At 64.2% G+C, this 24801-nt stretch carries 22 protein-coding genes and 1 pseudogene; 14 read left to right on the forward strand and 9 right to left on the reverse strand.

Features of this window, described 5'->3' with window-relative positions; translation table 11 throughout:
• Positions 1-300: 300 nt before the first annotated feature.
• From V5279_RS11250 to V5279_RS11270, 5 genes are all read left to right on the forward strand, one after another.
• Positions 301-2088, forward strand: a complete 1788-nt coding sequence (locus V5279_RS11250; RefSeq protein ID WP_338697295.1) for a tetratricopeptide repeat protein — start codon at positions 301-303, stop codon at positions 2086-2088.
• 277 nt (positions 2089-2365) lie between these two features.
• A complete protein-coding gene (locus V5279_RS11255; protein WP_338697296.1) occupies positions 2366-3250 on the forward strand; it encodes a 4-(cytidine 5'-diphospho)-2-C-methyl-D-erythritol kinase in 885 nt (294 codons plus the stop codon).
• 1089 nt (positions 3251-4339) lie between these two features.
• Positions 4340-5266, forward strand: a complete 927-nt coding sequence (locus V5279_RS11260; protein ID WP_338697297.1) for an SMP-30/gluconolactonase/LRE family protein — start codon at positions 4340-4342, stop codon at positions 5264-5266.
• Between the two features lie 142 nt (positions 5267-5408).
• Positions 5409-6002 (forward strand): GNAT family protein, encoded by a 594-nt coding sequence (locus V5279_RS11265; protein ID WP_338697298.1) that lies wholly within the window; start codon positions 5409-5411, stop codon positions 6000-6002.
• Positions 6003-6030: 28 nt separating this feature from the next.
• Positions 6031-7674 carry a GMC family oxidoreductase gene (locus V5279_RS11270; RefSeq protein WP_338697299.1) on the forward strand — a complete coding sequence of 548 codons (1644 nt, stop codon included), beginning with the start codon at positions 6031-6033 and terminating at the stop codon, positions 7672-7674.
• A gap of 170 nt (positions 7675-7844) precedes the next feature.
• Here V5279_RS11270 and V5279_RS11275 read toward each other — a convergent pair whose 3' ends face one another.
• From V5279_RS11275 to V5279_RS11285, 3 genes are all read right to left on the reverse strand, one after another.
• Entirely contained in the window at positions 7845-9347 is a 1503-nt protein-coding gene (locus V5279_RS11275; RefSeq protein ID WP_338697300.1) for an NAD(P)/FAD-dependent oxidoreductase, read from the reverse strand.
• 78 nt (positions 9348-9425) lie between these two features.
• Positions 9426-10268 (reverse strand): AAA family ATPase, encoded by an 843-nt coding sequence (locus V5279_RS11280; protein ID WP_029084031.1) that lies wholly within the window; start codon positions 10266-10268, stop codon positions 9426-9428.
• Positions 10269-10373: 105 nt separating this feature from the next.
• Complete coding sequence (locus tag V5279_RS11285) at positions 10374-10619, reverse strand: GlsB/YeaQ/YmgE family stress response membrane protein (RefSeq protein ID WP_338697301.1); 246 nt, start codon at positions 10617-10619, stop codon at positions 10374-10376.
• A 288-nt stretch (positions 10620-10907) separates the two neighbouring features.
• On the opposite strand from V5279_RS11285, the gene V5279_RS11290 reads away from it, so the two are divergent.
• The 3 genes from V5279_RS11290 to sseA all read left to right on the forward strand — a co-directional run bounded on the left by V5279_RS11290 (position 10908) and on the right by sseA (position 13537).
• Positions 10908-12083, forward strand: a complete 1176-nt coding sequence (locus V5279_RS11290) for a VWA domain-containing protein (RefSeq protein WP_338697303.1) — start codon at positions 10908-10910, stop codon at positions 12081-12083.
• Positions 12084-12137: 54 nt separating this feature from the next.
• Entirely contained in the window at positions 12138-12551 is a 414-nt protein-coding gene (locus tag V5279_RS11295) for a rhodanese-like domain-containing protein (protein ID WP_016847778.1), read from the forward strand.
• Between the two features lie 128 nt (positions 12552-12679).
• Complete coding sequence (sseA, locus tag V5279_RS11300) at positions 12680-13537, forward strand: 3-mercaptopyruvate sulfurtransferase (RefSeq protein ID WP_338697313.1); 858 nt, start codon at positions 12680-12682, stop codon at positions 13535-13537.
• Between the two features lie 10 nt (positions 13538-13547).
• Here the strand turns inward: sseA and V5279_RS11305 are convergent, their stop codons facing one another.
• Positions 13548-14366: a hypothetical protein gene (locus V5279_RS11305; RefSeq protein WP_166298688.1), complete on the reverse strand. Its 819-nt coding sequence runs from the start codon at positions 14364-14366 to the stop codon at positions 13548-13550.
• 333 nt (positions 14367-14699) lie between these two features.
• Between V5279_RS11305 and V5279_RS11310 the strand changes: the two genes are divergently transcribed.
• Positions 14700-15962: a L,D-transpeptidase family protein gene (locus V5279_RS11310; protein ID WP_338697315.1), complete on the forward strand. Its 1263-nt coding sequence runs from the start codon at positions 14700-14702 to the stop codon at positions 15960-15962.
• Between the two features lie 72 nt (positions 15963-16034).
• Here the strand turns inward: V5279_RS11310 and V5279_RS11315 are convergent, their stop codons facing one another.
• Both V5279_RS11315 and V5279_RS11320 read right to left on the reverse strand, forming a co-directional pair.
• The gene (locus V5279_RS11315; RefSeq protein WP_338697317.1) at positions 16035-16997 is read right to left on the reverse strand and encodes a D-2-hydroxyacid dehydrogenase family protein; all 963 of its coding nucleotides are present in this window, start codon (positions 16995-16997) and stop codon (positions 16035-16037) included.
• A 117-nt stretch (positions 16998-17114) separates the two neighbouring features.
• On the reverse strand, positions 17115-17366 hold the full coding sequence (locus V5279_RS11320; protein WP_338697319.1) for a hypothetical protein: 252 nt from the start codon (positions 17364-17366) through the stop codon (positions 17115-17117).
• A gap of 273 nt (positions 17367-17639) precedes the next feature.
• Between V5279_RS11320 and ettA the strand changes: the two genes are divergently transcribed.
• Together ettA and V5279_RS11330 are read left to right on the forward strand one after the other, a co-directional pair.
• Positions 17640-19289, forward strand: a complete 1650-nt coding sequence (gene ettA / locus V5279_RS11325; protein ID WP_166214427.1) for an energy-dependent translational throttle protein EttA — start codon at positions 17640-17642, stop codon at positions 19287-19289.
• Positions 19290-19454: 165 nt separating this feature from the next.
• Positions 19455-20039, forward strand: coding sequence for a TIGR00645 family protein (locus tag V5279_RS11330; protein ID WP_166298683.1), 585 nt, complete (start codon positions 19455-19457; stop codon positions 20037-20039).
• Positions 20040-20056: 17 nt separating this feature from the next.
• Here the strand turns inward: V5279_RS11330 and V5279_RS11335 are convergent, their stop codons facing one another.
• Entirely contained in the window at positions 20057-21148 is a 1092-nt protein-coding gene (locus tag V5279_RS11335; protein ID WP_338697323.1) for a toll/interleukin-1 receptor domain-containing protein, read from the reverse strand.
• Between the two features lie 83 nt (positions 21149-21231).
• Here V5279_RS11335 and V5279_RS11340 point away from each other — a divergent pair.
• Positions 21232-22465: pseudogene (locus V5279_RS11340) on the forward strand (lytic murein transglycosylase).
• 156 nt (positions 22466-22621) lie between these two features.
• Here V5279_RS11340 and V5279_RS11345 read toward each other — a convergent pair.
• Both V5279_RS11345 and V5279_RS11350 read right to left on the reverse strand, forming a co-directional pair.
• Positions 22622-22906, reverse strand: coding sequence for a hypothetical protein (locus V5279_RS11345; RefSeq protein WP_029084043.1), 285 nt, complete (start codon positions 22904-22906; stop codon positions 22622-22624).
• A 237-nt stretch (positions 22907-23143) separates the two neighbouring features.
• Positions 23144-23467: a hypothetical protein gene (locus tag V5279_RS11350; protein WP_166298681.1), complete on the reverse strand. Its 324-nt coding sequence runs from the start codon at positions 23465-23467 to the stop codon at positions 23144-23146.
• A gap of 351 nt (positions 23468-23818) precedes the next feature.
• Between V5279_RS11350 and V5279_RS11355 the strand changes: the two genes are divergently transcribed.
• Positions 23819-24094, forward strand: coding sequence for a (2Fe-2S)-binding protein (locus V5279_RS11355; protein WP_029084045.1), 276 nt, complete (start codon positions 23819-23821; stop codon positions 24092-24094).
• A gap of 190 nt (positions 24095-24284) precedes the next feature.
• A complete protein-coding gene (gene bfr, locus V5279_RS11360) occupies positions 24285-24773 on the forward strand; it encodes a bacterioferritin (protein WP_029084046.1) in 489 nt (162 codons plus the stop codon).
• Positions 24774-24801: the final 28 nt, after the last annotated feature.

Below are 24801 nucleotides of genomic sequence, written 5' to 3' on the forward strand. Positions count from 1 at the left end.
TGCGGCGTCCGGACCCGCGGCTTTTTGCGTCTGCACGCGAATGTGCCCGGCCCGGTCACGATACCGCCATAGTGGGAGGCTTTTGCGGTGGTGCTGGCTGGATCGGCGGGCGTAAAGGCCTAATCTGCCAATTGATTCGTCATGGGCTATCCTTGCGGTAGAGCGCCAAAAGCGGCATTGTCCGCTCGCCGTGATGCCGCCGCTTGGGTTCGCATTTTGAGACTGATCGCAAGATCTTGTCGCGAGGATCTTGGCCGTAAATCCTTCGTGGCCTTAAACCGCTGGAGCAAGGCGACCGTGATGCTGTCCACCCGTTTCAACCGCCTGACGATTGCCCTTCTTGCTGCGGCGGCGCTTGCCGTTCCTGCGCAGCTGTCGGCGCAAACGCCGGACCATCCGACCGACAATACCGCGCAATTCCCGAGCAAGACCGACCTGAAGTCGCTGACCACCGCCGGCAGCTATTTGGCGGCCCGCCACGCCAGCGTCGAACGCGATGCGACCTCGGCTGCGGCGTTCTACCGCTCGGCGCTGCGCACCGATCCGAAGAACTCCGAGCTGCTCGACCGCGCCTTCATCTCCTCGCTCGCCGACGGCGACATCGAGGAGGCGGTCAAGCTCGCCGACCGCATCCTGACCCAGGACAAGGCCAACCGCGTCGCCCGCCTCGTGGTCGGCGTGCGCGACCTCAAGCAGAAGAAATACGCCGCCGCGCAGTCCAACATCAACCAGTCGGTCCGCGGCCCGATCACCGACCTGGTCGCAACGCTGCTGTCGGCCTGGGCCGCCCAAGGCGGCGGCGACAGCAAGGGTGCGGTCGCCTCGATCGACAAGCTGACCGGCCCCGAATGGTATCCGATCTTCAAGGACCTGCATGCCGGCATGATTTACGAGCTCGCCGGCAAGGACAAGGATGCCGGCGCCCGCTTCGAGCGCGTCTACAAGCTCGACGATTCGATGCTGCGCACGGTCGACGAATATGCGCGCTGGACCTCGCGCAACAAGGATGCGGCCGCTGCGACTGCGATGTACGAGGCCTTCGACAAAAAGCTGCCGCGCCATCCGCTGGTGCTGGAAGGCATCAAGGAGACCAAGGCCGGCAAGAAGCTGCCGCCGCTGGTCGATTCACCGCAGGCCGGCGCCGCCGAAGCGCTGTACGGCATCGGCGCCACGCTGACCCGCCGCGGCGGCGAGGACCTCGCGCTGGTCTATCTGCAGCTCGCGCTCTATCTGCAGCCGAACCATCCGCTGGCACTGCTGTCGCTCGCCGATCTCTATGAATCGGTGAAGAAGCCGCAGATGGCGATCAAGGTCTATGAGCGGATGCCGGCGTCCTCGCCGCTGAAGCGCAACGCCCAGATTCAGCTCGCGACCAATCTCGACGCCGCCGACCGCAGCGACGAGGCGATCAAGATCCTGAAGGAAGTCACCGCTGAGCAGCCGAAGGACATCGAGGCCATCCTGGCGCTCGGCAATATCGAGCGTGGCCGCAAGAAGTTCGGCGACTGCGCCACCACCTATTCGCAGGCGATCGACGCGCTGCCGGCCGGCGGCGACAAGAATGCCTGGGTCACCTATTACTACCGTGGCATCTGCGAGGAGCGTTCCAAGCAGTGGAACAAGGCCGAGGCCGACATGCGCAAGGCGCTCGAGCTGCAGCCCGAGCAGCCGCATGTGCTGAACTATCTCGGCTATTCCTGGATCGACCAGGGCATCAACCTCGACGAAGGCATGAAGATGATCAAGCGTGCCGTCGATCAGCGCCCCGACGACGGCTACATCGTCGACTCCCTCGGCTGGGCCTATTACCGGATCGGCAATTTCGAGGAGGCGGTGAAGAACCTCGAGCGCGCGATCGATCTGAAGCCGGAAGATCCGACCATCAACGACCATCTCGGCGACGCCTATTGGCGCGTCGGCCGCACGCTGGAAGCCAAGTTCCAGTGGGCGCATGCGCGTGACCTCAAGCCCGAGCCGGACGAGCTGCCGAAGATCCAGGCCAAGATCGACAACGGCCTGCCGGACGATGCCAACTCCTCCGCCGCTTCGGCCGACAAGAAGAAGGACGACGACGGCAAGGGCGGCTAGGCGCATAAGTCGCCAGCGTTGCATTTTCAGTTGAAGCGTCATGCCCGGGCTTGTCCCGGGCATTTTCGCCTCTTCACTCCGTCATTCCGGGGCGCCCGAAGGGCGAGCCCGGAATCTCGAGATTCCGGGTTCGATGCTGCGCATCGCCCCGGAATGACGGTAAGAGTGTCTCAGGCGTGTCCCAGACCCGGAATTTCCGTGCCAACAAAGGGATAGGATCATGATGCGATTTACGCTAATCGCATCAAGATGTTTGTTCCTTTAGGGGTTTATCGCCGTGCCGGCGCTGATTGAAGAAGGGCGTGCCAAGGTCAACCTGACGCTGAAGGTTGTCGGGCGGCGCGTCGATGGGTTTCACGACCTGGAGAGCGTCGTCGCATTTGCCGATTGCGCCGATCGTCTCACGCTCGAGCCGGGCTCGGCGCTGTCGCTGGCGATGTCAGGACCGCTCGCCGATGCCTGCGGCGATACGTCAGACAATCTGGTGCTCAAGGCGGCGCGCCTGCTCGGCGAGCAGGTCGTCGACCTCAAGGTCGGCCACTTCACGCTGGAAAAGGTGTTGCCGGTGGCGGCCGGCATCGGCGGCGGTTCGGCGGACGCCGCGGCCGCGCTGCGGCTCTTGGCGCGGCTCAACGAGCTCTCGCTCGACGATAGCAGGATCATGGCGGTCGCGCTGCAGACCGGCGCCGACGTGCCGGTCTGCGTCGCCTCGCGCGCCTGCGACATGACCGGCGTCGGCGAAGGGCTGCTGCCGCTCGACCTGCCGAAAATGCCCTGCGTGCTGGTCAATCCGCGCGTGCCGGTTGCGACCAAGAACGTTTTCAAGGCGCTCGGCCTGCGTCACGGCGAACTCCTGATCGGCGCCACCGACGTCATGATGCAGGCGCCGTCCTGGCCGGAGGGCCACGCCGTCGACGACTGGATCGCGGCGCTCAAGCGCGGCACCAACGATCTCGAAGCCCCCGCCGCGCGGATCGAGCCCGTCATCAGCGAGGTGCTGTCCGCCTTGCGCGCGGCGAAGGCCGTTCGTCTCGCCCGCATGTCGGGCTCCGGCGCGACCTGCTTTGCGATCTTCGAAACCGACGCCGACGCCGAGGCCGCCGGCGAAAAGCTCCGCGCCGATCACCCCCGCTGGTGGATGCACGCGGGCACGCTGAGCTAGCGCGCGCCGTCTCTCCATCGTCATTCCGGGGCGCGCCTCTTGGCGCGAGCCCGGAATCCATTTTGCCACCCGTGATGTTGCCTGATGGATTCCGGGCTCTCGCTTCGCGAGCCCCGGAATGACGGCTGGGGTGCGACAAAACAACCCGACGGGCAACTCAGTAAAACCTGTCAATCCTCGCGCGCGAAAATATTTCGCTTTATCAGAAATTTAACTCCATGTATGAATTGCCCGTCTCACCCGATCAAGGGGCGCTTCGCGATCGTCACGAACGCGGTGTGAGATGCGGTGGACGCTGACGTCACGACTGACGAGTGTGACGGATGCGGACGGCGAAGTCGCGTGGTCCTGACGCCCTAGCGGCCGGTGTCCCCTCCTAAAGAAGCTAGCGCTTCTCAGGGAAGGCGGTGACAAACAAGCCCAGTCTCGCCGGGGAGAGCGCGAAGTAAGCCGTAACCCATCGCGCAGGGAAAGCCGGGATGTTTCCGGTTACACCTGTGGTCCTACCTCCCGTGCTTTTTGTTGCACGGGACCCATGGGTGCAATCGGCACCCGGCTTTCCCTGCGCCCTCTGATCGAGAGAGGGTGGAACGAAAGAGCAAAGCTCGGGCAAATCATGTCGCGAGAATATGAAGCTGCGTCCCCATCCGCCCCTGTCATCGCCCGGCTCGACCGGGCGATCCAGTACGCCGCGGCCTCTCGGCTCAAGCACTGGCGTCTCTGGAATACTGGATCACCCGCATGCGCGGGTGATGACGCCGAACAAGCTGTTTGGCAGGATGAATCGAGAACCATCTTCATCGTCGTCCTGGCGAAAGCCAGGACCCATTGCCCCAAATGAGAATTGCTGCGCGATGCCGGGGCAACGATCCCGTTCATCATCAAATTCGGTTGGTATGGGTCCTGGCTTTCGCCAGGACGACGCCGTTGGTGTGGTTATGATGGAGCCCGCCACCTCAACGCCGGGCAGCGTTGCGCCGCTGATTGCTTGGCAAGCCAAACCCACTTTGCCATAACAGGATGAACAACAACGTTGCGCGTGCGGGGCCGTTCGGAGTCCGCCTGCAGCCCAAGAGCCGGGAGGATGCCATGGCCAATATCCGAGTTCTCGCCACCGATCTGGAGTTTCCCGAAGGTCCGGTCGTCATGCCGGACGGTTCGGTCGTGCTGGTCGAAATCCGCGGCCAGCGGCTGACGCGAGTCTATCCCGACGGGCGCAAGGAGATCGTCGCCAAGGTGCCGGGCGGCCCGAACGGTGCCGCGCTCGGTCCCGACGGCAAGATGTACATCTGCAACAATGGCGGCTTCTCCTGGATCCCGACAAAGAACATGATCATGCCGGGTCCGCAGCCCGAGGATTATCTCGGCGGCTCGATCCAGCGCGTCGATCTGCAATCCGGCAAGGTCGAGACCGTGGTGACGAAATGCGGCGAGCATGAGCTGCGCGGGCCGAACGATCTGGTGTTCGACAGGCAGGGCGGCCTGTGGTTCTCCGATCTCGGCAAGCGCCGCGCCCGCGACATGGATGTCGGCGCGTTCTACTATCTGAAGCCGGGCATGAACGAGATCGTCGAGGCCGTGCACGGCATCCTGCCGGCCAACGGCATCGGCCTGTCGCCGGACGAGAAGACCGTCTACATCGCGGAGACGCCGACCGCGCGGCTGTGGGCCTATGAGGTGTCCGAGCCCGGCACCGTCAAGCCGCGCGACATCATCTATCGCGGCGAGCGCGGCAAGCCGATCGCGGGCCTCGGCGGCTATCAGATGTTCGACTCGCTCGCGGTGGAAGCATCAGGCAATGTCTGTGTCGCGACGCTGGTCTCGGGCTGCATCTCGGTGATCGCGCCCGATGGCACCGTGGTCGAGCAGGTGCCGACCGGCGATCGCGTCACCACCAACATCGCCTTCGGCGGCCCCGATCTGAAAACCGCGTACATCACGCTGTCGGGCAAGGGCGAGCTGATCGCGATGGACTGGCCGCGGCCGGGATTGCCGCTGAATTTTCTGAACAAGTGATGATTGCGCAAAAGCGCAATCGTCATCCCGGGGCATCGCGCAGCGATGAACCACAGATGCGCAATTGCGCATCGGGGGATCTCGAGATTCCGGGTTCGATGCTGCGCATCGCCCCGGAATGACAAAGGATGGAGTTGCTAATATGCCCTGGCTTGAACCTGTCACCCTTCGCGGCACGCATGCGCGGCTTGAACCGCTGTCGCACGCTCACGTCGATGGACTGACGGAAGCCGTGAAAGACGGCGGTCTCTCGAACCTCTGGTACACCGCGATTCCGCAGCCGGAGAACATGACGAAGGAGATCGACCGCCGGCTCGGCCTGCAGACCGCGGGCACCATGCTGCCGTTCACGGTGTTCGACGCCGACGGCAAGATTTCCGGCATGACGACCTACATGAACGTCGATACGCCGAACCGCCGCGTCGAGATCGGCTCGACCTGGTACGCCAAGCGTGTGCAGCGCAGCGCGGTCAACACGCAGTGCAAACTGCTGCTGCTCCAGCATGCCTTCGAGAAGCTCGATTGCATCGCGGTCGAGTTCCGCACGCACTTCTTCAATCACCAGAGCCGGCGCGGCATCGAGCGTCTCGGCGCCAAGCAGGACGGCATCCTGCGCAGCCATCAGATCGCGCCCAACGGCACGTTGCGCGATACCGTGGTTTACAGCATCATCGCCAGCGAATGGCCGACGGTGAAGGCCCATCTCAACTATCAACTCAACGAAAAGCCGCGCTGACAGTTTGGTCGGCGCCAGAAACGAGACGATGGAAACGTTCGATTATGTGATCATCGGCGCAGGCTCCGCCGGGAGCGTGCTGACCAATAGGCTGAGTGAAGATGCGGGCACGAGGGTTTGCGTGCTCGAGGCGGGGCCGAGCGACTGGCATCCCTACATCCATCTGCCGGCCGGCTTCATCAAGACCTTCCACATGAAGAGCGTGAACTGGGCCTATCAGCAGGAGGTGGGTCCCTACACCGGCGGCCGCAGCATCTATGCGCCGCGCGGCAAGACGCTCGGCGGCTCGTCCTCGATCAACGGCCACATCTACAACCGCGGCCAGCGCCAGGATTTCGACACCTGGGCGCAACTCGGCAATCGCGGCTGGGGCTATCCCGACGTGCTGCCCTATTTCCGGCGCATGGAGCGGCGGATCGGCGAGGGCGACGACACCTATCGCGGTCGCGACGGCAACCTCACCGTCACCACGATGGACTGGCAGGATCCGCTCTGCGAGGCCTTCATGGCGGGCGCGGTCAGCCTCGGCATTCCGCGCAACCCTGATTACAACGGCCAGATCCAGGAGGGCGTGTCGTACTGCCAGCGCACCATCCTGAACGGCCTGCGCGTCAGTGCGGCGACCGCCTATCTGCATCCGGCGCGCAAGCGGCCGAATGTCGACGTGCGCACCCATGCCCATGTCACCGGCATCATCTTCGAGGGCAAGCGCGCGGTCGGCGTGCGCTACAACCGCGGCGGCAAACACGGCGATCCGCTCGAGATCCGCGCCACCAAGGAGGTCATCCTCTCCGGCGGCGCCTACAACTCGCCGCAACTGCTGCAGCTCTCCGGTGTCGGCTCGCCCGAGCTGTTGCAGGCGCACGGCATCGAGGTGCGTCACGCGCTGCCCGGTGTCGGTGAAGGCCTGCAGGATCACTACGCGCCGCGCTCGGTGGCGCGGGTCAAGAACATCCGGACCATCAACGAAATGCGCCGCGGCCTCCGCCTGTGGGGCGAAGCAATCAAATGGGCAACGACGCGGCGCGGTCTGCTGTCGCTGTCGCCGACCATGGTCTACTGCTTCTGGCATTCCGGCGAGACCACCGAGAGCTCCGATTTGCAGCTCACCTTCACGCCGGCGAGCTACAAGGAAGGCGTGCAAGGCCAGCTCGAGGACGAGCCCGGCATGACGGTGGCGTCATGGCAGCAGCGGCCGGAGAGCCGCGGCTATGTCCGGATCCGCTCGGCCGATCCGTTCGCGCCGCCGATCATCCAGACCAACTATCTCGCCGAGGAGATCGACCGCCGCGTCGTCGTCGCCGGCATGAAGCTGGCGCGCCGGCTGCTCGCCTCCGAGCCGCTCAAGCCGTACTACGCCTACGAGGATTTTCCGGGTCCGAAGGTGACGAGCGACGAGGAGCTGCTCGCCGCCGCGACCCAGCGCGGCACCACCACCTTCCATCCCGGCTGCACCTGCCGGATGGGACCGGCCGACGCGCCATGGGCCGTGGTCGACGACCAGCTCCGGGTCCATGGCATGCAGGGTCTGCGCGTGATCGACGCCTCGATCATGCCGCGGATGATCTCCGCCAACCTCAACGCCTCGACCTTGATGATCGCCGACAAGGCCTCCGACATGATCCGCGGCAACACGCCCGAGGTGGCGGCGAAACTGCCGGAGTATGCGTGAGAAAGGAGAGGTGCGATGATCTTTCTTGATCAGCGCGCTCCTTCTCACATCGTCACCCTGAGGAGCCGCGAAGCGGCATCTCGAAGGGTCGACGGCCCCGCTGGTGGCCGTGCATCCTTCGAGGCCCGCTTCGCGGGCACCTCAGGATGACGGAACAAGCAGGAGGGAGCTCAGCCGTAGACGAACGCCTTGTCCTTGAGATCGATCGCCGGGAATTCGTCCTTCTCGGCCCAGTAGTCCTGGTTGTGCTGCCATTCCGGCTTGTCGCCGCGCTTCGGTAACAGGTGCATGCCGCGCATCATGTAGCCGGGGTTGAAGTTCTCCGGATCGATCCACGGCTGCAGCGGCATGTTGTGGTCTTCGGGGCGCAGCGCCGGCGTCACCTTGTTCGCGCCGGTTGCCTTCATGTGCTGCAGCAGGCGGCACACGAAGTCGGCGACCAGATCGACGCGCAAGGTCCAGCTGGCGCGGAAATAGCCGAACACCCAGACCAGGTTCGGCACGCCGGTGAACATCATGCCGCGATAGGTCACGGTGTCCTTGAACTCGAGCGGCTTGCCGTCGATCTCGAAGTCGATGCCGCCATTGGCGGAGAGGTGGAAGCCGGTCGCGGTGATGATGATGTCGGCCTCGAGCTCCTTGCCGGACTTGAGCAGGATGCCCCTCTCGGTGAAGCGGTCGATCTCGTCGGTGACGACGGAGGCCTTGCCGCCCTTGATAGCCTGGAACAGGTCGCCGTCCGGAATGAAGGCGATGCGCTGCCGCCACGGACGGTAGCGCGGCGTGAAGTGGGTGGCGATGTCGTAGTCTTTGCCGAGATAGGCTTCGACCGCCGACAGCAGATCCTTCTTGGCAGCCTCGGGCTCCGCAAAGGTCTTGCGGGTAAAGGTGTCCTGGTCGAGCAGGATCTTGCGGCGGGTGATCTCGTGGATCCAGCTCTCGTCGACCTGCAGCTTGCGCAGTTCCTCGGCGATCTCGATCGCGTTGCGGCCGGTGCGGAAATAGGTCGGCGAACGCTGCAGCATGGTGACGTGGCCGGCATCCTTGGCCATCGCCGGGATCAGGGTCGCAGCCGTAGCGCCAGAGCCGATCACGACCACGCGCTTGCCCTTGTAGTCGAGGTCATCGGGCCAGGTCTGCGGATGGATGATCGGACCCTTGAACTTCGCCATGTCGGTCCACTCGGGGGTGTAGCCCTCGGTGTGGCTGTAATAGCCCTGGCACATCCAGAAGAAGTTGGTGGTGAAGCGCAGCCTCTCGCCGGTGTCGATGCGGACCGCATCCACGGTCCACAGATTGGTCTCGTTCGACCACTTCGCCGCCGTGATGGTGTGGCGATAGCGGATGTGGCGGGCGAGATCGTTCTCCTCGATCACCTCGCCCATGTATTTCAGGATCTCGGCCGCGCTGGCGATCGGTGCGCTGGTCCACGGCTTGAAGCGATAGCCGAAAGTGTGCAGATCGCTGTCGGAGCGGATGCCGGGATAACGGTGGGTCGACCAGGTGCCGCCGAAGGTCTTCTGCGTCTCCAGCACCACGAAGCTGGTGCCCCTGCATTGCGTGGTGAGGTGGTAGGCGGCGCCGACGCCGGAGATGCCGGCGCCTGCGATCAGGACGTCGAAATGCTCGGTCGTGACAGGCTCGGCAGCGCGGATTTGGGTCTGGACGTTCATCTTCCCTGGTCTTCTTTTTGTTTGAGCTGTGGAAGCAAAACGCCGGAGCGAATGCCCCGGCGGCTGCCGATATCGGAACTAGACTTCGCGGCGGCTGAGGAACGCCAGCCGCTCGAACAAATGGACGTCCTGCTCGTTCTTGAGCAGCGCGCCGTGCAGCGGCGGGATCAGCTTGCGCGGGTCGCGCTCCCTCAGCATCTCCGGCGTGATGTCCTCGTTCAGCAGCAGCTTGAGCCAGTCGAGCAGCTCGGAGGTCGAGGGCTTCTTCTTCAGGCCGGGCACCTCGCGCACCTCGAAGAAGATCCGCAGCGCCTCTTCCACCAGCCGCTTCTTGATGTTGGGGAAGTGCACGTCGACGATCCTGCCCATGGTGTCGGCGTCGGGGAACTTGATGTAGTGGAAGAAGCAGCGGCGCAGGAAGGCGTCCGGCAGTTCCTTCTCGTTGTTCGACGTGATCATCACGATCGGGCGCAGCTTCGCCTTGATGGTCTCGCCGGTCTCATAGACGTGGAATTCCATCCGGTCGAGCTCGAGCAAGAGGTCGTTGGGGAATTCGATGTCGGCCTTGTCGATCTCGTCGATCAGGAGCACCGGGCGCTTCCCGTGGGTGAAGGCCTCCCACAATTTGCCGCGCTTGATGTAGTTCTTGATGTCGGACACGCGGGCGTCGCCGAGCTGGCTGTCGCGCAGGCGCGAGACTGCATCATATTCGTAGAGGCCCTGCTGCGCCTTGGTGGTCGACTTGATGTGCCAGGTCAAAAGCGGCGCGTCGATCGCCTTGGCGACTTCCTCGGCCAGCACGGTCTTGCCGGTGCCGGGCTCGCCCTTCACCAGCAGCGGGCGCTCGAGCACGATGGCGGCATTGACGGCGACCTTGAGGTCATCGGTGGCGACGTAGTCCTTGGTACCCGTGAATTTCATCGATCTCTTTGCCTTGCTTGGTTCGTTGGCCGCTTGGGCCGCCACTTGGGCCTCAACATGAAACGACCGCTCTCGCAGCGGTCGTTGGGAATGCAAATCTTCTGGTCACGCGCGTCTGATCAGCGACACGATCACCAGCACGACCACCGCGCCGATCGTCGCGTTCACGATGTCGCGGATCGCGCCGCCGCCGAGGCTGATGCCGAGTTGCGGCAACAGCCAGCTCGCCACCAGCGCGCCGACGATGCCGACGACGATGTTGCCGATCAGCCCGAAGCCCGCGCCGCGCACGATCAGCCCAGCGAGCCAGCCGGCAATCGCACCGATCACCAGTGCCGCAATGATGCCCATTCAAACGTCCTGCCCAATGTCTTGTCAGGCGCAATTGTAATTGAAAAAGCCGGACGGTCTAGGGCGGATTCCGCAGCGCAGCGGTACCCTGAACGGCACCGGGCGCATGGAATGTCGGGCATCATGTTTCCGCCCTGCGGAATGACTGCGGCACAGATGCGCGGCGGCGACGTCGTTGGGGTGCCGCCGGCAAGATATGGCTGCAGGCGGCCAGATCAAAGCGGATCGCCGGTCCCGGCATGGCTGTGCCCCTTGACGTCACCGGTCCAGCGGGCGATCTAGGTAAGTATGTTCCTGCAGTTCTTCACATCGCTGCGCGACGCCCAGGTCCCCGTGACGCTACGGGAATATCTGACCTTGATGGAAGCGCTCGACGCCGATCTCGCCGAACAGACGGTCGAGAACTTCTACTATTTGTCGCGCGCCGCCCTGGTGAAGGACGAGCGCAATCTCGACAAGTTCGACCGCGTGTTCGGCACCGTGTTCGCGGGGCTCGAGAGCCTGCTCGACGCCATGGGCAAGGCGGAGATCCCCGAGGAGTGGCTGAAGAAGCTCGCGGAGAAATATCTCACCGAGGAAGAGAAGAAGCAGATCGAGGCCATGGGCTGGGACAAGCTCATGGAGACCTTGAAGAAGCGGCTCGAGGAACAGAAGGGCCGCCACCAGGGCGGCAGCAAGTGGATCGGCACCGCCGGCACCTCGCCGTTCGGTGCCCATGGCTACAATCCCGAAGGCGTCCGCATCGGGCAGGAGAAGAACCGCAACAACCGCGCCGTGAAGGTGTGGGACAAGCGCGAGTTCAAGGATCTCGACGGCAATGTCGAGCTCGGCATCCGCAACATCAAGGTCGCGCTGCGGCGCTTACGCAAGTTCGCCCGCACCGGCGCGCCCGACGAGCTCGACCTCGACACCACGATCAAGGAGACCGCCAACCACGGCTACCTCGACGTGCACATGCGGCCCGAGCGGCGCAACGCGGTCAAGGTGCTGGTGTTCTTCGATATCGGCGGCTCGATGGATTCGCATATCGAGCAGGTCGAGGAACTGTTCTCGGCCGCCAAGAGCGAATTCAAGCACATGGAATATTTCTACTTCCACAACTGCCTCTATGAAGGCGTCTGGAAGCAGAACAAGCGGCGCTTCACCGATCGCACGCCGACCTGGGACGTGCTGCATAAATATCCGCACGACTATAAGGTGGTGTTCGTCGGCGACGCCTCGATGTCGCCGTACGAGATCATGGTTCCCGGCGGTTCGGTCGAGCATGTCAACGAGGAGGCCGGTTCGGTCTGGCTCGACCGCATCACCCGCACCTATCCGCACGCGGTGTGGCTCAATCCGGTGGCGCAGAAGCACTGGGACTATTCGGAATCGACCACCATCATCCGCCGCCTGTTCTCCGAGCGCATGTATCCGATCACGATCGAGGGTCTGGAGCATGCGATGCGGGAGCTGGTGCGGTAAACGCGCAATGCGTCGCGCGCCTGTGGGCGCGCCAATAACGTCAGGGAGAGCGCCATGCCCCAGAACATCCACCGCGGCATCAAGGTGATGATCGACGAGGCCAATGCCGAGATCGAGACCATCAGCGCGGCCGATGCGATCACGCTGATCGGCAAGAACGACGTCGTGATTGTCGACATCCGCGATCCCCGCGAGATCGAACGCGACGGCAAGATCCCCGGCGCGTTCTCCTGCACCCGCGGCATGCTGGAATTCTGGATCGATCCGAACAGCCCCTACGCCAAACCGATCTTCCAGGAAGACAAGAAGTTCATCTTCCATTGCGCCGGCGGCCTGCGCTCGGCGCTCGCCGCCAAGACCGCGAAAGACATGGGTCTGAAGCCGGTCGCGCATATGGGCGGCGGCTTCGCCGCCTGGCGCGAAGCCGGCGGGCCGATCGAGGCGTGGGAACCGAAGAAGAAGGGGTGAGCGGCGCTGGCCTTCTCTCAGCCGTCATTCCGGGGCGCGACGAAGTCGCGAACCCGGAATCCAGAAGTTGTCTTGCGAGATTCCGGGTTCTCGCTCCGCGAGCCCCGGAATGACAAAGGAAATGCAGCATGACCACCACCGACGATCCGCTCGTTTCGACCGAATGGCTGGCTGCGCATCTTGGCGACACCAACGTCAAGGTGCTCGACGCGAGCTTCAAGCTGCCCGGCGTGCTGCCGCTGCCGAAGGACGATTACCTCGCCGCGCATCTGCCGGGCGCGGTGTTCTTCGACGTCGACGCGGTGTCCGACCATTCGAATCCGCTGCCGCATATGTTTCCGAGCGCCGAGCAGTTCGGCCGCGACATCGGCGGGCTCGGCATCGGCAATGCCGACACCGTCGTGATCTACGACGCCGGCGGCTGGGTCGCGGCGCCGCGCGCCTGGTGGATGTTCCTGTCCTATGGCCATCGCAACGTGCGTATCCTCAACGGCGGTCTGAAGAAGTGGCGCGCCGAGGGCAGGGCGGTCGAGAGCGGCGAGGTGAAGCCGAAGGCTGCGGCGTTCAAAGCAAGCTATGATCCAAAGCGCGTGCGCGGTATCGAGCAGATGATCGCCAATGTCGAAAGCCGCAAGGAGCAGGTGATCGATGCGCGCGCTGCAGATCGGTTCGAGGGCCGCGCGCCGGAGCCGCGGCCGGGCATCCGCGCCGGCCACATCCCGGGCGCGCGCAACGTGCCCTACAACAACCTGTTCGATGCCGCGACCGGCGAGATGAAGCCGCTCGACGATCTGCGCAAGTCGTTCACCGGCGCCGGCGTGAAGCTCGACGCGCCGATCGTAACGAGCTGCGGCTCGGGCGTCTCGGCCGGCGTGCTGACGCTCGCGCTCTACCGGATCGGCGTCACCGACACCGCGCTCTATGACGGCTCGTGGTCGGAATGGGGACAGGCCAGCGGCCCGCCGATCGCGACCGGACCTGCCTGATTGCCAATCCCTAACGCCGGGTGAGCGGCACCGGCTGGCCGAACGGATCGAGCTGCTGAACGACCTGCCGGGCGGGAGGCGTGCGGACAATCCGGCGTCGCTGCTTCCGGTGCTCCGGCTTGCTGGCCGCGCTGCGCTCCGGCTTCTTCGCCTCAATGGCCTTCGGCGCCGCCGGCTGTGCGACGACGACCTCCGGTCCACCCAGCGTTGCGATCTTGGTCGCGGCCGCGATCGCCTCGGGTGAGGGCGGCGGTGCCGGCTCGGGCTGAGCCATCGCCGGGGTCGGTGTCGCAGGCGCGGGCTCGCTGGTTGCAGCGGGCGGATCGGCCACTGCGGCGACCTTGGTCTCGGTGCTGGCCGGCGCCGCTTCGGTGGGTGCCGGCTGGGATGTCGGCGAAGGATCCGCGGCAGGGGCTTGCGAGGCCGTCTCGGCGGATTGCGCTGGCGCTGACGTCTCCACCGCCGCCGCTTCCGGCTTGGGCGGGGCGGGCGGGGACGGATCGTCCGCTTTCACGGCGGCGAGCTTCTCCGGCTCGGCCGGAGGCGCGGTCTCGGCGGGAGTGGCAGGTTCGGACGCGGCCGGGGTCGCGGGGGGCGCAATATCGGCCGTCACCTTCTCGGCGGCGGGCGGCTCGACGCGCACCATGGCGAGCACCGGTGATGGTTCCGGCTGCTGCGCGAACTGCGGCTCGGGCGGCGCCCGGCGGGCCGGAATGCTGGCGAATTCCTCATGTGCGGCGCGCAGCAGCGCGGCCGCACCTAACCCGAACACCAGAAGCGACGTCGCCAGCACGATCGCAGCGAACAGGAAACGAAGGCCGGGGAGCATGGGCGCGGGTTCCCCCTTCTGCGGGAGGGTCTTTGATGTCGAGGGAACGCGGTGACCACACGAGAAAGCCGGCGTCGCGGGCGCGAATCAGGCCGATTCGAGGATATCGCAACGCCCGGAGACTGTTTGTTACAAAATGCGGGTGATTGATGACTTTGGGCACGTGGACAAACATTCCCGACCCATGAGACATCTTTGCCGCAACGATAACGCGACATCACAAAAGGCCCGAAACAGCCCGGGGTTTCGCGGATTTGTCTTGAATGCGCCGCTATCTTCCTGCATTGGGCCGTTAACGGTCCGGTGTGGCTTGGGGACTATACAAGAGCAATGATGATCAACCGCATTCTGACGATTTGCGCTGCCGCGGCTCTCGGCGTGGCAGGAACTTCGCTTGCGCATGCGCAGCAGGGTTATCCGGCGCCCCAGGGCCCGGCCTATTCGGCCGCGCCGCAACCCTACTCGCAGGGCAGCATGCCGGACTTCGATGGGCTCGACGATGAAGACGCGCCGCGCAATTCGGCTGGGCTGCCGCCGCCCGGCCCGGTGATCTCGCCGGACGACCCGCGCTATGGCCGCCCGATGAACGCTCCGCCGGTTTATTCCGACCGTGGCGCACCGACCGGTCCGGTGATGTCGCCTGACGATCCGCGCTACGGCCGTCCGATGAACGCTCCGGTCTATTCCGACCGTGGTGCGCCGACTGGCCCGGTGATGTCGCCCGATGATCCGCGCTATGGCCGGCCGATGGGACCGCCCCCGGTGATCTATGGCGATCGCTCGCCAAACGCGCCGCCGCAGGGCTATCGCGACAACGGCGTTCCGGCCGCCGGCGTTGCCTATGGCGACGACCGCAACGGCATGCGTCCGCCCGAGGCGGTTGGTGCCGCCGGTGTCACCGGAACGGTGCCGCAGCAGCAGGCGCCGGTCGATGCCAATGGCAAGCCGCTGCGGATCGCGTCGCTGCCGGCGGACGAGCAGCCGGAAGACGGGCCGGCGCAACTGGCGCCGAACCTGCGTCGGCAGGAAGTGGCGTTCGCGACCAAGGAGCCGGCTGGCACCATCGTCGTCGATACGCCGAACACCTACCTCTATTACATCCTCGGCAATGGCCGGGCGATCCGTTATGGCGTCCGCGTCGGCCGCGACGGTTTCACCTGGACCGGCGTGCAGAAGATCACCCGCAAGGCCGAATGGCCGGATTGGCATCCGCCGACGGAGATGATCGAGCGTCAGCCCTATCTGCCGCGCTTCATGGCCGGTGGACCCGGCAATCCGCTCGGCGCTCGCGCGATGTATCTCGGCTCGACGGTGTATCGCATCCACGGCACCAACCAACCGTCGACCATTGGCAAGTTCGTCTCGTCGGGCTGCATCGGCATGCTGAACGAGGACGTCTCGGACCTGTTCGAGCGCACCAAGGTCGGCACCCGCGTGGTTGTGCTGCCTGGCGGTGCCGCCCCGGGAACAGCGACGGCCTCCGCCGCGCCGATGCCCGCCAACCCGATGGCGCCGACCCAGGCCCAGGCCGCGCCGCTGCCCGGCACGCAGCCGACTTCGGTGCAGCCGCTGCCCGCGCCGGTGACGGTGCGCTAGGCCCATCTGCAATTCATCATGAAAAAGGCGCGCGAACAGCGCGCCTTTTTTGTTGCTGATAAACGCCTGGTCTCAGCCCAGTCGCCGCGGCGGCTCGGCGCCCTTGGTGAAGGCGTCGATGTATTCGACCATCTGCTGATAGTGCGTCTGCAGGCTCTCGCGCGTCGCGTAGCCGAGATGCGGCGTGATCACGACGTTGTCGAGCTTGCGAAGCGGGTGATCTGACGGCAGCGGCTCGACCGAGAACACGTCGATGCCGGCGCCGGCGATCTTCTTGTCACGGAGAGCGACAAGGAGTGCGTCTTCGTCGACGATTGGCCCGCGCGCGGTGTTGACGAGATAGGCCTGTGGCTTCATGCGCGCGAGATCGGCGGCGCCGACCAGTCCGCGCGAGCGCGGGCTCAGCACGACATGGATGGTGATGATGTCGGCGGTCGCGAACAGATCGTCCTTGCTCGCGTAGCCGACGCCGGCCTCCTTGCACTTCTCCGGCGTGAGGTTGGGGCTCCAGGCGATGACGTTCATGCCGAACGCCTTGGCCATGCCGGCGACCTTGCTGCCGAGCTTGCCGAGGCCGATGACGCCAAGCGTCTTGCCCTCGATCTCGGTGCCGGCAAAGGTCTGCCAGGGCTCGCCGGCGTGCATGCGCGCATTCTCGCGACCGATGCCGCGGGTCAATTCCAGGATCAGGCCCATGGTCAGCGGCGCGGTGGGATCGCGGCTATATTGGGTGCCGCACAGCACCACCTTGCGGTCCTTGGCGGCCTCCATGTCGATTGCGGCGTTGCGCATGCCCGAGGTGATCAGGAGCTTGAGCTTGGGCAGCGCGTCGAGCAGGCTGCGCGGGAACGCCGTGCGCTCGCGCATCGCGCAGACGATCTCGAAATCCTTCAGCTTCGCTGCCGCATCCGCCTCGCTCGTGAACGGCTTGTCGAACACTGTCACGTCGACCCGGTCCTTGACCGCCGGCCAGTCGGCCAACGAAAGCGCGATGTCAAAATAGTCGTCGAGGATTGCACAGCGCAGCCGCGTCATCGGGAAGATCCATTCAGGGTGAGGGCGACGGCAAGGACATTAACCGCCGGGGATCCCTGATGGTCGCGCGCAATCGGCAGGCGCGCAAGCGGGTGCGGTTTCAAAAAGCGGCGATTGTCACACCGGCCGAGACGGCCTCTCGGCCTTGGTGGAGCGGATGTCGGCCAGCATCGTCCGGACCACCGGCGACAATGCCATCTGCTTGGCGCGGCAGGCCGGACCCGGACCACGCATATAGTGCAGTTCCGGCCGGTAGGGGTTGAAGGCCCTGGCGACGAAGGCGCGCAAAAAGGCGCGGAATTCGGCGAACGGCGTCGCCTCGCCCTTGATCGCCGGACGCGAAAGAGGTGCTGAAATGATGGTAGCCATGACGCGGCCTCTGCTGTCTTGCTCGCGGTTCTGCCCCGAAAAACGCCATTTTTCGGCGTTGAGAACGAGTTTTCGCCTGATTTATTAAAAGATGGTTTCAATTGTCATGATCGGGCGCACACATGGTGGCGAACCCGTAGTCACCCGTGGTGAACAGACGAAACGTGGTGAACGGACGGAAAACAGAGGACCCGCGGTTGCGCTTTCGGGGACCGGCCGCTACATCGGCGGCAGCAAAATTTCCACAAATCGGATCAATTCCAGGGACAGCGGATGGCTCGCCAGTTCATCTATTTCATGCAGGGTCTGACCAAGGCATATCCGACCCGAAAAGTGCTCGATAACGTCCATCTGTCGTTCTACCCGGACGCCAAGATCGGCGTGCTCGGCGTCAACGGCTCGGGCAAGTCGACGCTGCTCAAGATCATGGCCGGCCTCGACAAGGAATATAACGGCGAGGCCTGGGTCGCCGAGGGCGCCCGCGTCGGCTATCTCGAGCAGGAGCCGCACCTCGATCCCGCGCTCAACGTCCGTGAGAACGTCATGCTCGGCGTTGCCAAGCAGAAGGCGATCCTCGACCGCTACAACGAGCTCGCGGTCAATTATTCGGACGAGACCGCCGATGAGATGACCAAACTGCAGGACGAGATCGAGGCGCAGGGCCTGTGGGATCTCGACAGCAAGGTCGACCAAGCGATGGACGCGCTGCGCTGCCCGCCCGACGATGCCGACGTCACCAAGCTCTCGGGCGGCGAGCGCCGCCGCGTCGCGCTGTGCCGCCTGCTGCTCGACCAGCCGGAATTGCTGCTGCTCGACGAACCGACCAACCATCTCGACGCCGAGTCGGTGTCGTGGCTGGAAGGCCATCTACGGAATTATCCGGGCGCGATTCTGATCGTGACCCACGATCGCTACTTCCTCGACAACGTCACGGGCTGGATTCTCGAACTCGACCGCGGCCGCGGCATCCCCTACGAGGGCAACTATTCGTCCTGGCTGCAGCAGAAGCAGAAGCGGCTCGAGCAGGAAGGCCGCGAAGACGCCGCCCACCAGAAGACGCTGGCCCGCGAGCAGGAGTGGATCGCGTCCTCGCCAAAGGCGCGTCAGGCCAAGTCGAAGGCGCGCTACCAGCGCTACGAAGAGCTGCTGAAACAGGCCAGTGAAAAGCAGACCCAGACCGCGCAGATCACGATCCCGGTCGCCGAACGGCTGGGCCAGAACGTCGTCGACTTCGAAGGCCTCAGCAAGGGTTTTGGCGACCGCATGCTGATCGACGACCTTACCTTCAAGCTGCCGCCGGGCGGCATCGTCGGTGTGATCGGTGCCAACGGCGCCGGCAAGACCACGCTGTTCAGGATGATCACCAAGCAGGAAGAGCCGGACAAGGGCTCCATCACGGTCGGCGAAAGCGTTCATCTCGGCTATGTCGACCAGTCGCGCGACGCGCTCGACGGCAAGAAGACGGTGTGGGAAGAGATTTCAGGCAACAACGAGCTGATCCTGCTCGGCAAGAAGGAAGTCAACTCGCGCGGCTATTGCTCGTCGTTCAACTTCAAGGGCGCCGACCAGCAGAAGAAGGTCGGCGCGCTGTCCGGCGGTGAGCGCAACCGCGTGCATCTTGCCAAGATGCTGAAGTCGGGCGCCAACGTGCTGCTGCTCGACGAACCGACCAACGACCTCGACGTCGACACGCTGCGCGCGCTGGAAGAGGCGCTGGAGGATTTTGCCGGCTGCGCCGTCATCATCAGCCATGATCGCTGGTTCCTCGACCGCATCGCGACCCACATCCTGGCCTTCGAAGGCGACAGCCATGTCGAATGGTTCGAAGGCAATTTCCAGGATTACGAAAAGGACAAGATGCGCCGGCTCGGCCAGGACAGCATCATTCCGCATCGCGTGAAATACAAGAAGCTGACGCGCTGATCGGTTCGAGCGGTCGAGCGCGGCGATCGCGCCGCGTTCGACCGCTCTTCGTTTGCAGGATCGTGACGGCATCGCGGCGCAATCTGCGGCCAGTTGTCGCTTTTCAACGGCGCGGGATTGCGTAGATAAAGCGTTCCGCAAATCGAATCCCGCGAGCAATCCAACATGTCCGCCATTTCAGACGCGCGCGCGCCCGCGAAGGGCCGGTCGCTGCGTCCCGTTCCCATGCTGATCTTCGGATCGCGCTGGCTGCAATTGCCGCTCTATGTCGGCCTGATCATCGCCCAGGGCGTCTATGTCGTGCTGTTCCTGAAGGAACTCTGGCACCTGTTCGCCCATGCCTTCGATTTCAGCGAACAGCAGATCATGCTGGCCGTGCTCGGCCTGATCGACGTCGTCATGATCTCGAACCTGTTGGTGATGGTGATTGTCGGCGGCTACGAGACCTTCGTGTCGCGGCTCAATCTGCAGGGACATCCCGACGAGCCGGAATGGCTCAGCCACGTCAACGCCAGCGTGCTGAAGATCAAGCTGGCGATGGCGATCATCGGCATCTCCTCGATCCATCTGCTGCGCACCTTCATCGAGGCCGGCGCGTTGTCGTCGGGCAAGGGCAACTACACCGAGACCGGCGTGATGTGGCAGACCATCATCCACTGCGTCTTCATCCTGTCGGCCATCGGCATCGCAATCGTCGACAAGCTGTCGAACGACTCGATCGAAGGTGCCAAGCAGCAGGTCACGCTCTAGCTAACGGCGGCGCGGCGTCACCGCGCCGCGCGTGAGCCGAACAATGCCGGCGCGGATCTGCCGAGCCATTCGGGGATCTGCGCCGCGCCGCGCGGAAATCCGCGGGCCATCGCGAGGATGAACGCGGTCTGCCAGACGCCGAACAGCACCAGCCAACCCAGCAAGGTCGGCAGCCTGACGATCGCGCCGTAGATGATTCCTGCCGCGATGGCCGCGATCCAGGTCACCACGACGCTGTCGATCCGCCTGAACGCCGGGTTGGTCAGCAGCACGCCGAGAATGGTGATGGCTCCGCCGACGGCGCCACCGATGCCGCCGATCAGATAACCCATGTAGGGATTGTTGCCGAGCGTCTCGGTGATCTGCGCCGAATTCGCGGCATTGCCGTCGATCGGGACGGTCCTCGCATATTGGCCGAGCGCCTGAAGCGTGACGGCGCTGGCATCGTAAGCCGCGATCCATGCCGTCGTCGTGATTGCGACCACCAGCGCCAGCTGAAACCGGTCCCTGGCGCCAAACATGACGTTGCACGTTGCAACCGCCATGCCGAAGACCACGCCGGGCAGGATCGTGATCCCGCCGGCGTCGGAAACCACGAACGAATATTGCATGACGTTGAGCGCATAGGTTGCGATCAGGCTGCACATGACGGCGGATGCAAGCGCCAGCACGACGAAGGGCAGACTGGGCCGGCCGCGCGACTGCGCGCTTTCGGCCGCCAGCATCCGGTCCACCGCGGCCCGCGTCTCGGCGGCGGCGCTCCCCTGTGGTTCGAGGATCGTGACCGCCTTGAGATAGGTTGGAACCTGGTCGAGCGGGGTCGGCGCCATCATCACCGGCAGCACGCGGTTGCTGGGATTCGGCCATTTGGTCCGGGCAAAGGCGAGTTCGCTCAGCGTGTAGCGCCCCTTGGTCACCGATTCCGGACTGATCAGGAACACCATAAAATCGCTGCTTTCGATGGCTTTCTCGACGCGCGCATCGAAACTGTCGCCCGGCGGAAGATCGTCGTGCGAAAAGAAAACGTCATGATCGCAATTGCGCAGCGACTGGGCGATGCTGTCAGCCTGCGATTCCAATTCGGAGGGAAACGACAGAAATATGCGCATGGCAAAACTTACCACCCAGAATTGAATTCTAACAATTGCCGAGTTCACATTGCAATGCCTGTTTCCGCGGGATGAGATCGATCATGAAATGGCCAGCAACCATTGCCGCATTCGCGCTGCTGCTGTGTGCGCCGCTGCAGCGGCCCGCACACGCGGCCGACGCTGCTTTCACGCAGTTCATCGCCTCACTGTGGCCGGAAGCCAGGGAGGCCGGCGTGTCGCGCGAAACCTTTGATCGCGAGACGCGCGCGCTGGAGCCCGACTACAAGCTGCCCGATCTGATCCTGCCCGGACGTCCGAAGACCGGCGCGCCGGCGCAGGCCGAGTTCGTCCAGGTGCCGGCCGACTACATCAAGGAGGCCTCGATCGCGCGGCTCGCGGCGGAGGGGCAGAGGCTGTTGCAGAAGTATCGTCCGTCGCTCGATGCGATCGAGAAGCGGTTCGGCGTTCCCTCCACCATCGTGCTGGCGATCTGGGGCCGCGAGACCGACTACGGCCGCTATTCGCTGCCCTACGACACGCTGCGCGTGGTGGCGACGCAGGCCTATGTCGGCCGCCGCAAGGATCAGTACCGCACCGAGTTCATCCTCGCGCTGAAGATCCTCGGCGAGGGGCGCGGCGACGCGCAAGGAGCTGCGCTCGTCCTGGGCGGGTGCGACCGGCTACACCCAGTTCCTGCCGTCGGAGTATTACGAGCACGGCGTCGATCTCGACGGCGACGGCCGGGTCGACATCTGGCACTCAGTGCCGGATGCGCTCGCCTCGGCCGCGCAGCAGCTCGTCAACAAGGGTTGGCAACCGGGCGTGCGCTGGGCCTATGAGGTGACCCCGCCTGCCAGTGCCGATTGCACGATGGGCGTGCCTGAGGTGACCAAGCCCATCAGCCAGTGGCTGCGGGCAGGCTTCGTGCCGGTGCGCGGACAGAAGCTCAACGCTACCGAGCAGGCGCAATCGGCCTCGCTGCTGCAGCCCGAGGGTATCTACGGTCCGGCCTTCCTGACCACGCCGAACTACTTCGTGATTAAGGAGTACAATTTCTCCGATCTCTACGTGCTGTTCGTCGGTCATCTCGCCGACCGCATGACGAGCCCGCAGCCCTTCGCGACGCCATGGGCGGCCTCGAAGCAGCTGCGCTCGGCCGATGTCGAGGCGATGCAGCAGCAGCTGACGCGGATCGGCCTCTACAAGGACAAGCTCGACGGCAAAGCCGGGATGCAGACCCGCGCGGCGCTCGGCGCCTATCAGAAGCAGGCCGGGCTGAAGGTCGATTGCTGGCCGAGCGAGGCGGTGCTGCGCGCGATGAACGGAGCGCGCTGAGGCTCTAGCTTTTTGTTTTGACGCGTTTTCTTCGCGCGAACCGGTGTCCATCCCGCATCAAGTGCGGGACAGGCTTCGCTCGAAAACGCTCCAGAAAACAAAAACCCGGCCGTGAGGCCGGGTTTCCGAGGATGATGCAGATAGCCCGTCGATCGATCAGTCGCAAACCTGGATGCGACGGAAGCGCCAGCCGTAGCCGTCCCAGAACCGCTCGCGAACCCAGCGGCACGGAGCTTCTTCGACGTAAGTCGGCGCCGGCGCAACATAGACCGGGGCCGGACGGGCGCCTGCAATCGCGCCGCCCAGCAGGGCGCCGCCGATCAGGCCGCCGGCAACGCCGGCCGCGACGGCGCCGCCGTCACCAGCCTTGGCAGCCGGAGCAACCGCCAGCGAACCGGCAATCGTGGTAACGGCAACAAGGGCAGCTAAAGTCTTCTTCATGTCTTTGGCTCTCCTGGAAAGGTGGTGGCGTCTTGGTTCGACGCCGGGCTTGGGTGACTCAGCACGCTGATCTCGAACTGCTGTCTTGCTAAACAGCGCAGAACAGTCAACCGAAAGTAAACGTCCGCAGGCTCATCGCGCAGAAAAGCGGTTTTTTCTGGCCTTCAACAGCAGGCGTCCCGGAGAACAGTCGGTTTTCCGGGACATCTGGTTCGATTTAATCGAGATGAACGGCGATCAGTCGCAAACGCGGACCCTGCGCACGCGCCAGCTGTAGCCGTCCCAGAATCGCTGGCGCTGCCAGACACAATCGGGACCGTAGCCGGGCTCGGCGACATAGGCCGGACCGGGCGCGTAACCGGGCGCGTAGTAGCCGGGCGCATATCCCGGACCGTAGTAGCCGTTCTGCGATGCGATCGCGCCGCCGACGATGGCGCCACCGATCAATCCCGCGGCGACGCCGGCGGCGACACCGCGTTGTGCCTGGGCCGGGGCGGGCATCGCCACAGCCGAAATCGCCAGGGTGGCGGCGGCGCCGAGCGCCAGCAATGTCTTCTTCATGGCATGACCTTTCTCACGGGAGCCGAGGACAGCGTATGCAAGCAATCTGTCGAGCTCAAGGGTTCCACATTCCGCTTGAATGATCAATGAACGAGGCCGCCGCAATCGCGACCGAATCCCTGCAGTCATTTGAATTTCTTGCAGCGCACAAACCGAGCCAGGCGCTGGAGCGGGAATTGGGCCACAAACCGCCCCGATTCCGCTGCGGACCCCAGTTTCGATTTAGACTCGTTCCAATATGAATCCCGCATCAGTTTGGAATTGCTACAAGAACTGCTTTTTCCTTTTGCATCCCGCCGGGGGCGACAATATCCATATTGCCAAGCATCACCGATGGACCCGCCTTCTCCGATGATTGTCTGTTCCTGTAACGTCCTCAGCGACCACGATGTCCGCAATGCCGTGAGCGCCGGCGGGCCCGTGACACGAAATGCCAAGCAGGTCTATGGCTGCCTCGGCTGCAGTGCCGAATGCGGCCGCTGCGCGCGCACCATCAAGGCGATCATCGACGAGGCGCTCGGTCCCTGCGCCAAGGCCTGCTGCGCCGGCTGCCCCCACGCCGGCCATCCGCATGCTGCCAACGAGGACGACGCCGAGCCGGCCGAATTCGCGCTCGCGGCCTGCTAAAGCTGCCTTTTTTCGACGCGTTTTCTTCGCGCGAGCCGGCTTCCGCTTCGCGCGAATGCGCACGGCAATTCCACCCGAATCCGGTTATCCACGCGCCGCTTCTGCGCAGGGTTGCTCTTGCCGGCGATCTGATTTAGAAACATTCTAAATTCATACCGGCCAGCGTTGGCCGCGACAGGTGGAGTGGATCATGCAAGGCGACCCGAAGGTCATTGATTATCTGAACAAGGGGCTGCGCAGCGAACTGACCGCCATCAATCAGTACTGGCTGCACTACCGGATGCTCAACAATTGGGGCCTCCTGGAGATGGCCAAGGTCTGGCGCAAGGAGTCCATCGAGGAGATGGAGCACGCCGACAAGTTCGTCGATCGCATCCTGTTCCTCGACGGCTTCCCGAACCTGCAGGTGCTCGATCCCCTGAAGATCGGCCAGGACGTCAAGGAGATCATCGAGTGCGATCTGGCCGCCGAGATCGGCGCCCGTACGCTCTATCAGGAGGCGGCGACCTACTGCCACGGCGTCAAGGATTACGTCAGCCGCGACCTGTTCGAGAAGCTGATGAAGGACGAGGAAGACCACATCGACTTCCTCGAGACCCAGCTCGACCTGATCAAGCGCATCGGTCTTGAGCTCTACACCCAGAAGCACGTCGGTCATCTGAAGGGCGAGGAGTCCTGATCGCCTCCGTCGCTCGGAGAGCGGCTCC

The sequence above is a fragment of the Bradyrhizobium sp. 26S5 genome (genome assembly GCF_036923295.1).
Taxonomy (GTDB): Bacteria; Pseudomonadota; Alphaproteobacteria; order Rhizobiales; family Xanthobacteraceae; genus Bradyrhizobium; species Bradyrhizobium septentrionale.

Coding starts and splice junctions, on each gene's coding strand:
- V5279_RS11320 (WP_338697319.1), bottom strand. CDS start 17,366: ATGGCTACCATCATTTCAGCACCTCTTTCGCGTCCGGCGATCAAGGGC.
- V5279_RS11350 (WP_166298681.1), bottom strand. CDS start 23,467: ATGAAGAAGACATTGCTGGCGCTCGGCGCCGCCGCCACCCTGGCGATT.
- V5279_RS11265 (WP_338697298.1), top strand. CDS start 5,409: ATGCCCTGGCTTGAACCTGTCACCCTTCGCGGCACGCATGCGCGGCTT.
- V5279_RS11345 (WP_029084043.1), bottom strand. CDS start 22,906: ATGAAGAAGACTTTAGCTGCCCTTGTTGCCGTTACCACGATTGCCGGT.
- V5279_RS11315 (WP_338697317.1), bottom strand. CDS start 16,997: ATGACGCGGCTGCGCTGTGCAATCCTCGACGACTATTTTGACATCGCG.
- V5279_RS11285 (WP_338697301.1), bottom strand. CDS start 10,619: ATGGGCATCATTGCGGCACTGGTGATCGGTGCGATTGCCGGCTGGCTC.
- V5279_RS11260 (WP_338697297.1), top strand. CDS start 4,340: ATGGCCAATATCCGAGTTCTCGCCACCGATCTGGAGTTTCCCGAAGGT.
- bfr (WP_029084046.1), top strand. CDS start 24,285: ATGCAAGGCGACCCGAAGGTCATTGATTATCTGAACAAGGGGCTGCGC.
- V5279_RS11250 (WP_338697295.1), top strand. CDS start 301: ATGCTGTCCACCCGTTTCAACCGCCTGACGATTGCCCTTCTTGCTGCG.
- V5279_RS11280 (WP_029084031.1), bottom strand. CDS start 10,268: ATGAAATTCACGGGTACCAAGGACTACGTCGCCACCGATGACCTCAAG.
- V5279_RS11330 (WP_166298683.1), top strand. CDS start 19,455: ATGTCCGCCATTTCAGACGCGCGCGCGCCCGCGAAGGGCCGGTCGCTG.
- ettA (WP_166214427.1), top strand. CDS start 17,640: ATGGCTCGCCAGTTCATCTATTTCATGCAGGGTCTGACCAAGGCATAT.
- V5279_RS11335 (WP_338697323.1), bottom strand. CDS start 21,148: ATGCGCATATTTCTGTCGTTTCCCTCCGAATTGGAATCGCAGGCTGAC.
- V5279_RS11290 (WP_338697303.1), top strand. CDS start 10,908: ATGTTCCTGCAGTTCTTCACATCGCTGCGCGACGCCCAGGTCCCCGTG.
- V5279_RS11270 (WP_338697299.1), top strand. CDS start 6,031: ATGGAAACGTTCGATTATGTGATCATCGGCGCAGGCTCCGCCGGGAGC.
- V5279_RS11305 (WP_166298688.1), bottom strand. CDS start 14,366: ATGCTCCCCGGCCTTCGTTTCCTGTTCGCTGCGATCGTGCTGGCGACG.
- V5279_RS11295 (WP_016847778.1), top strand. CDS start 12,138: ATGCCCCAGAACATCCACCGCGGCATCAAGGTGATGATCGACGAGGCC.
- V5279_RS11275 (WP_338697300.1), bottom strand. CDS start 9,347: ATGAACGTCCAGACCCAAATCCGCGCTGCCGAGCCTGTCACGACCGAG.
- V5279_RS11310 (WP_338697315.1), top strand. CDS start 14,700: ATGATCAACCGCATTCTGACGATTTGCGCTGCCGCGGCTCTCGGCGTG.
- V5279_RS11355 (WP_029084045.1), top strand. CDS start 23,819: ATGATTGTCTGTTCCTGTAACGTCCTCAGCGACCACGATGTCCGCAAT.
- sseA (WP_338697313.1), top strand. CDS start 12,680: ATGACCACCACCGACGATCCGCTCGTTTCGACCGAATGGCTGGCTGCG.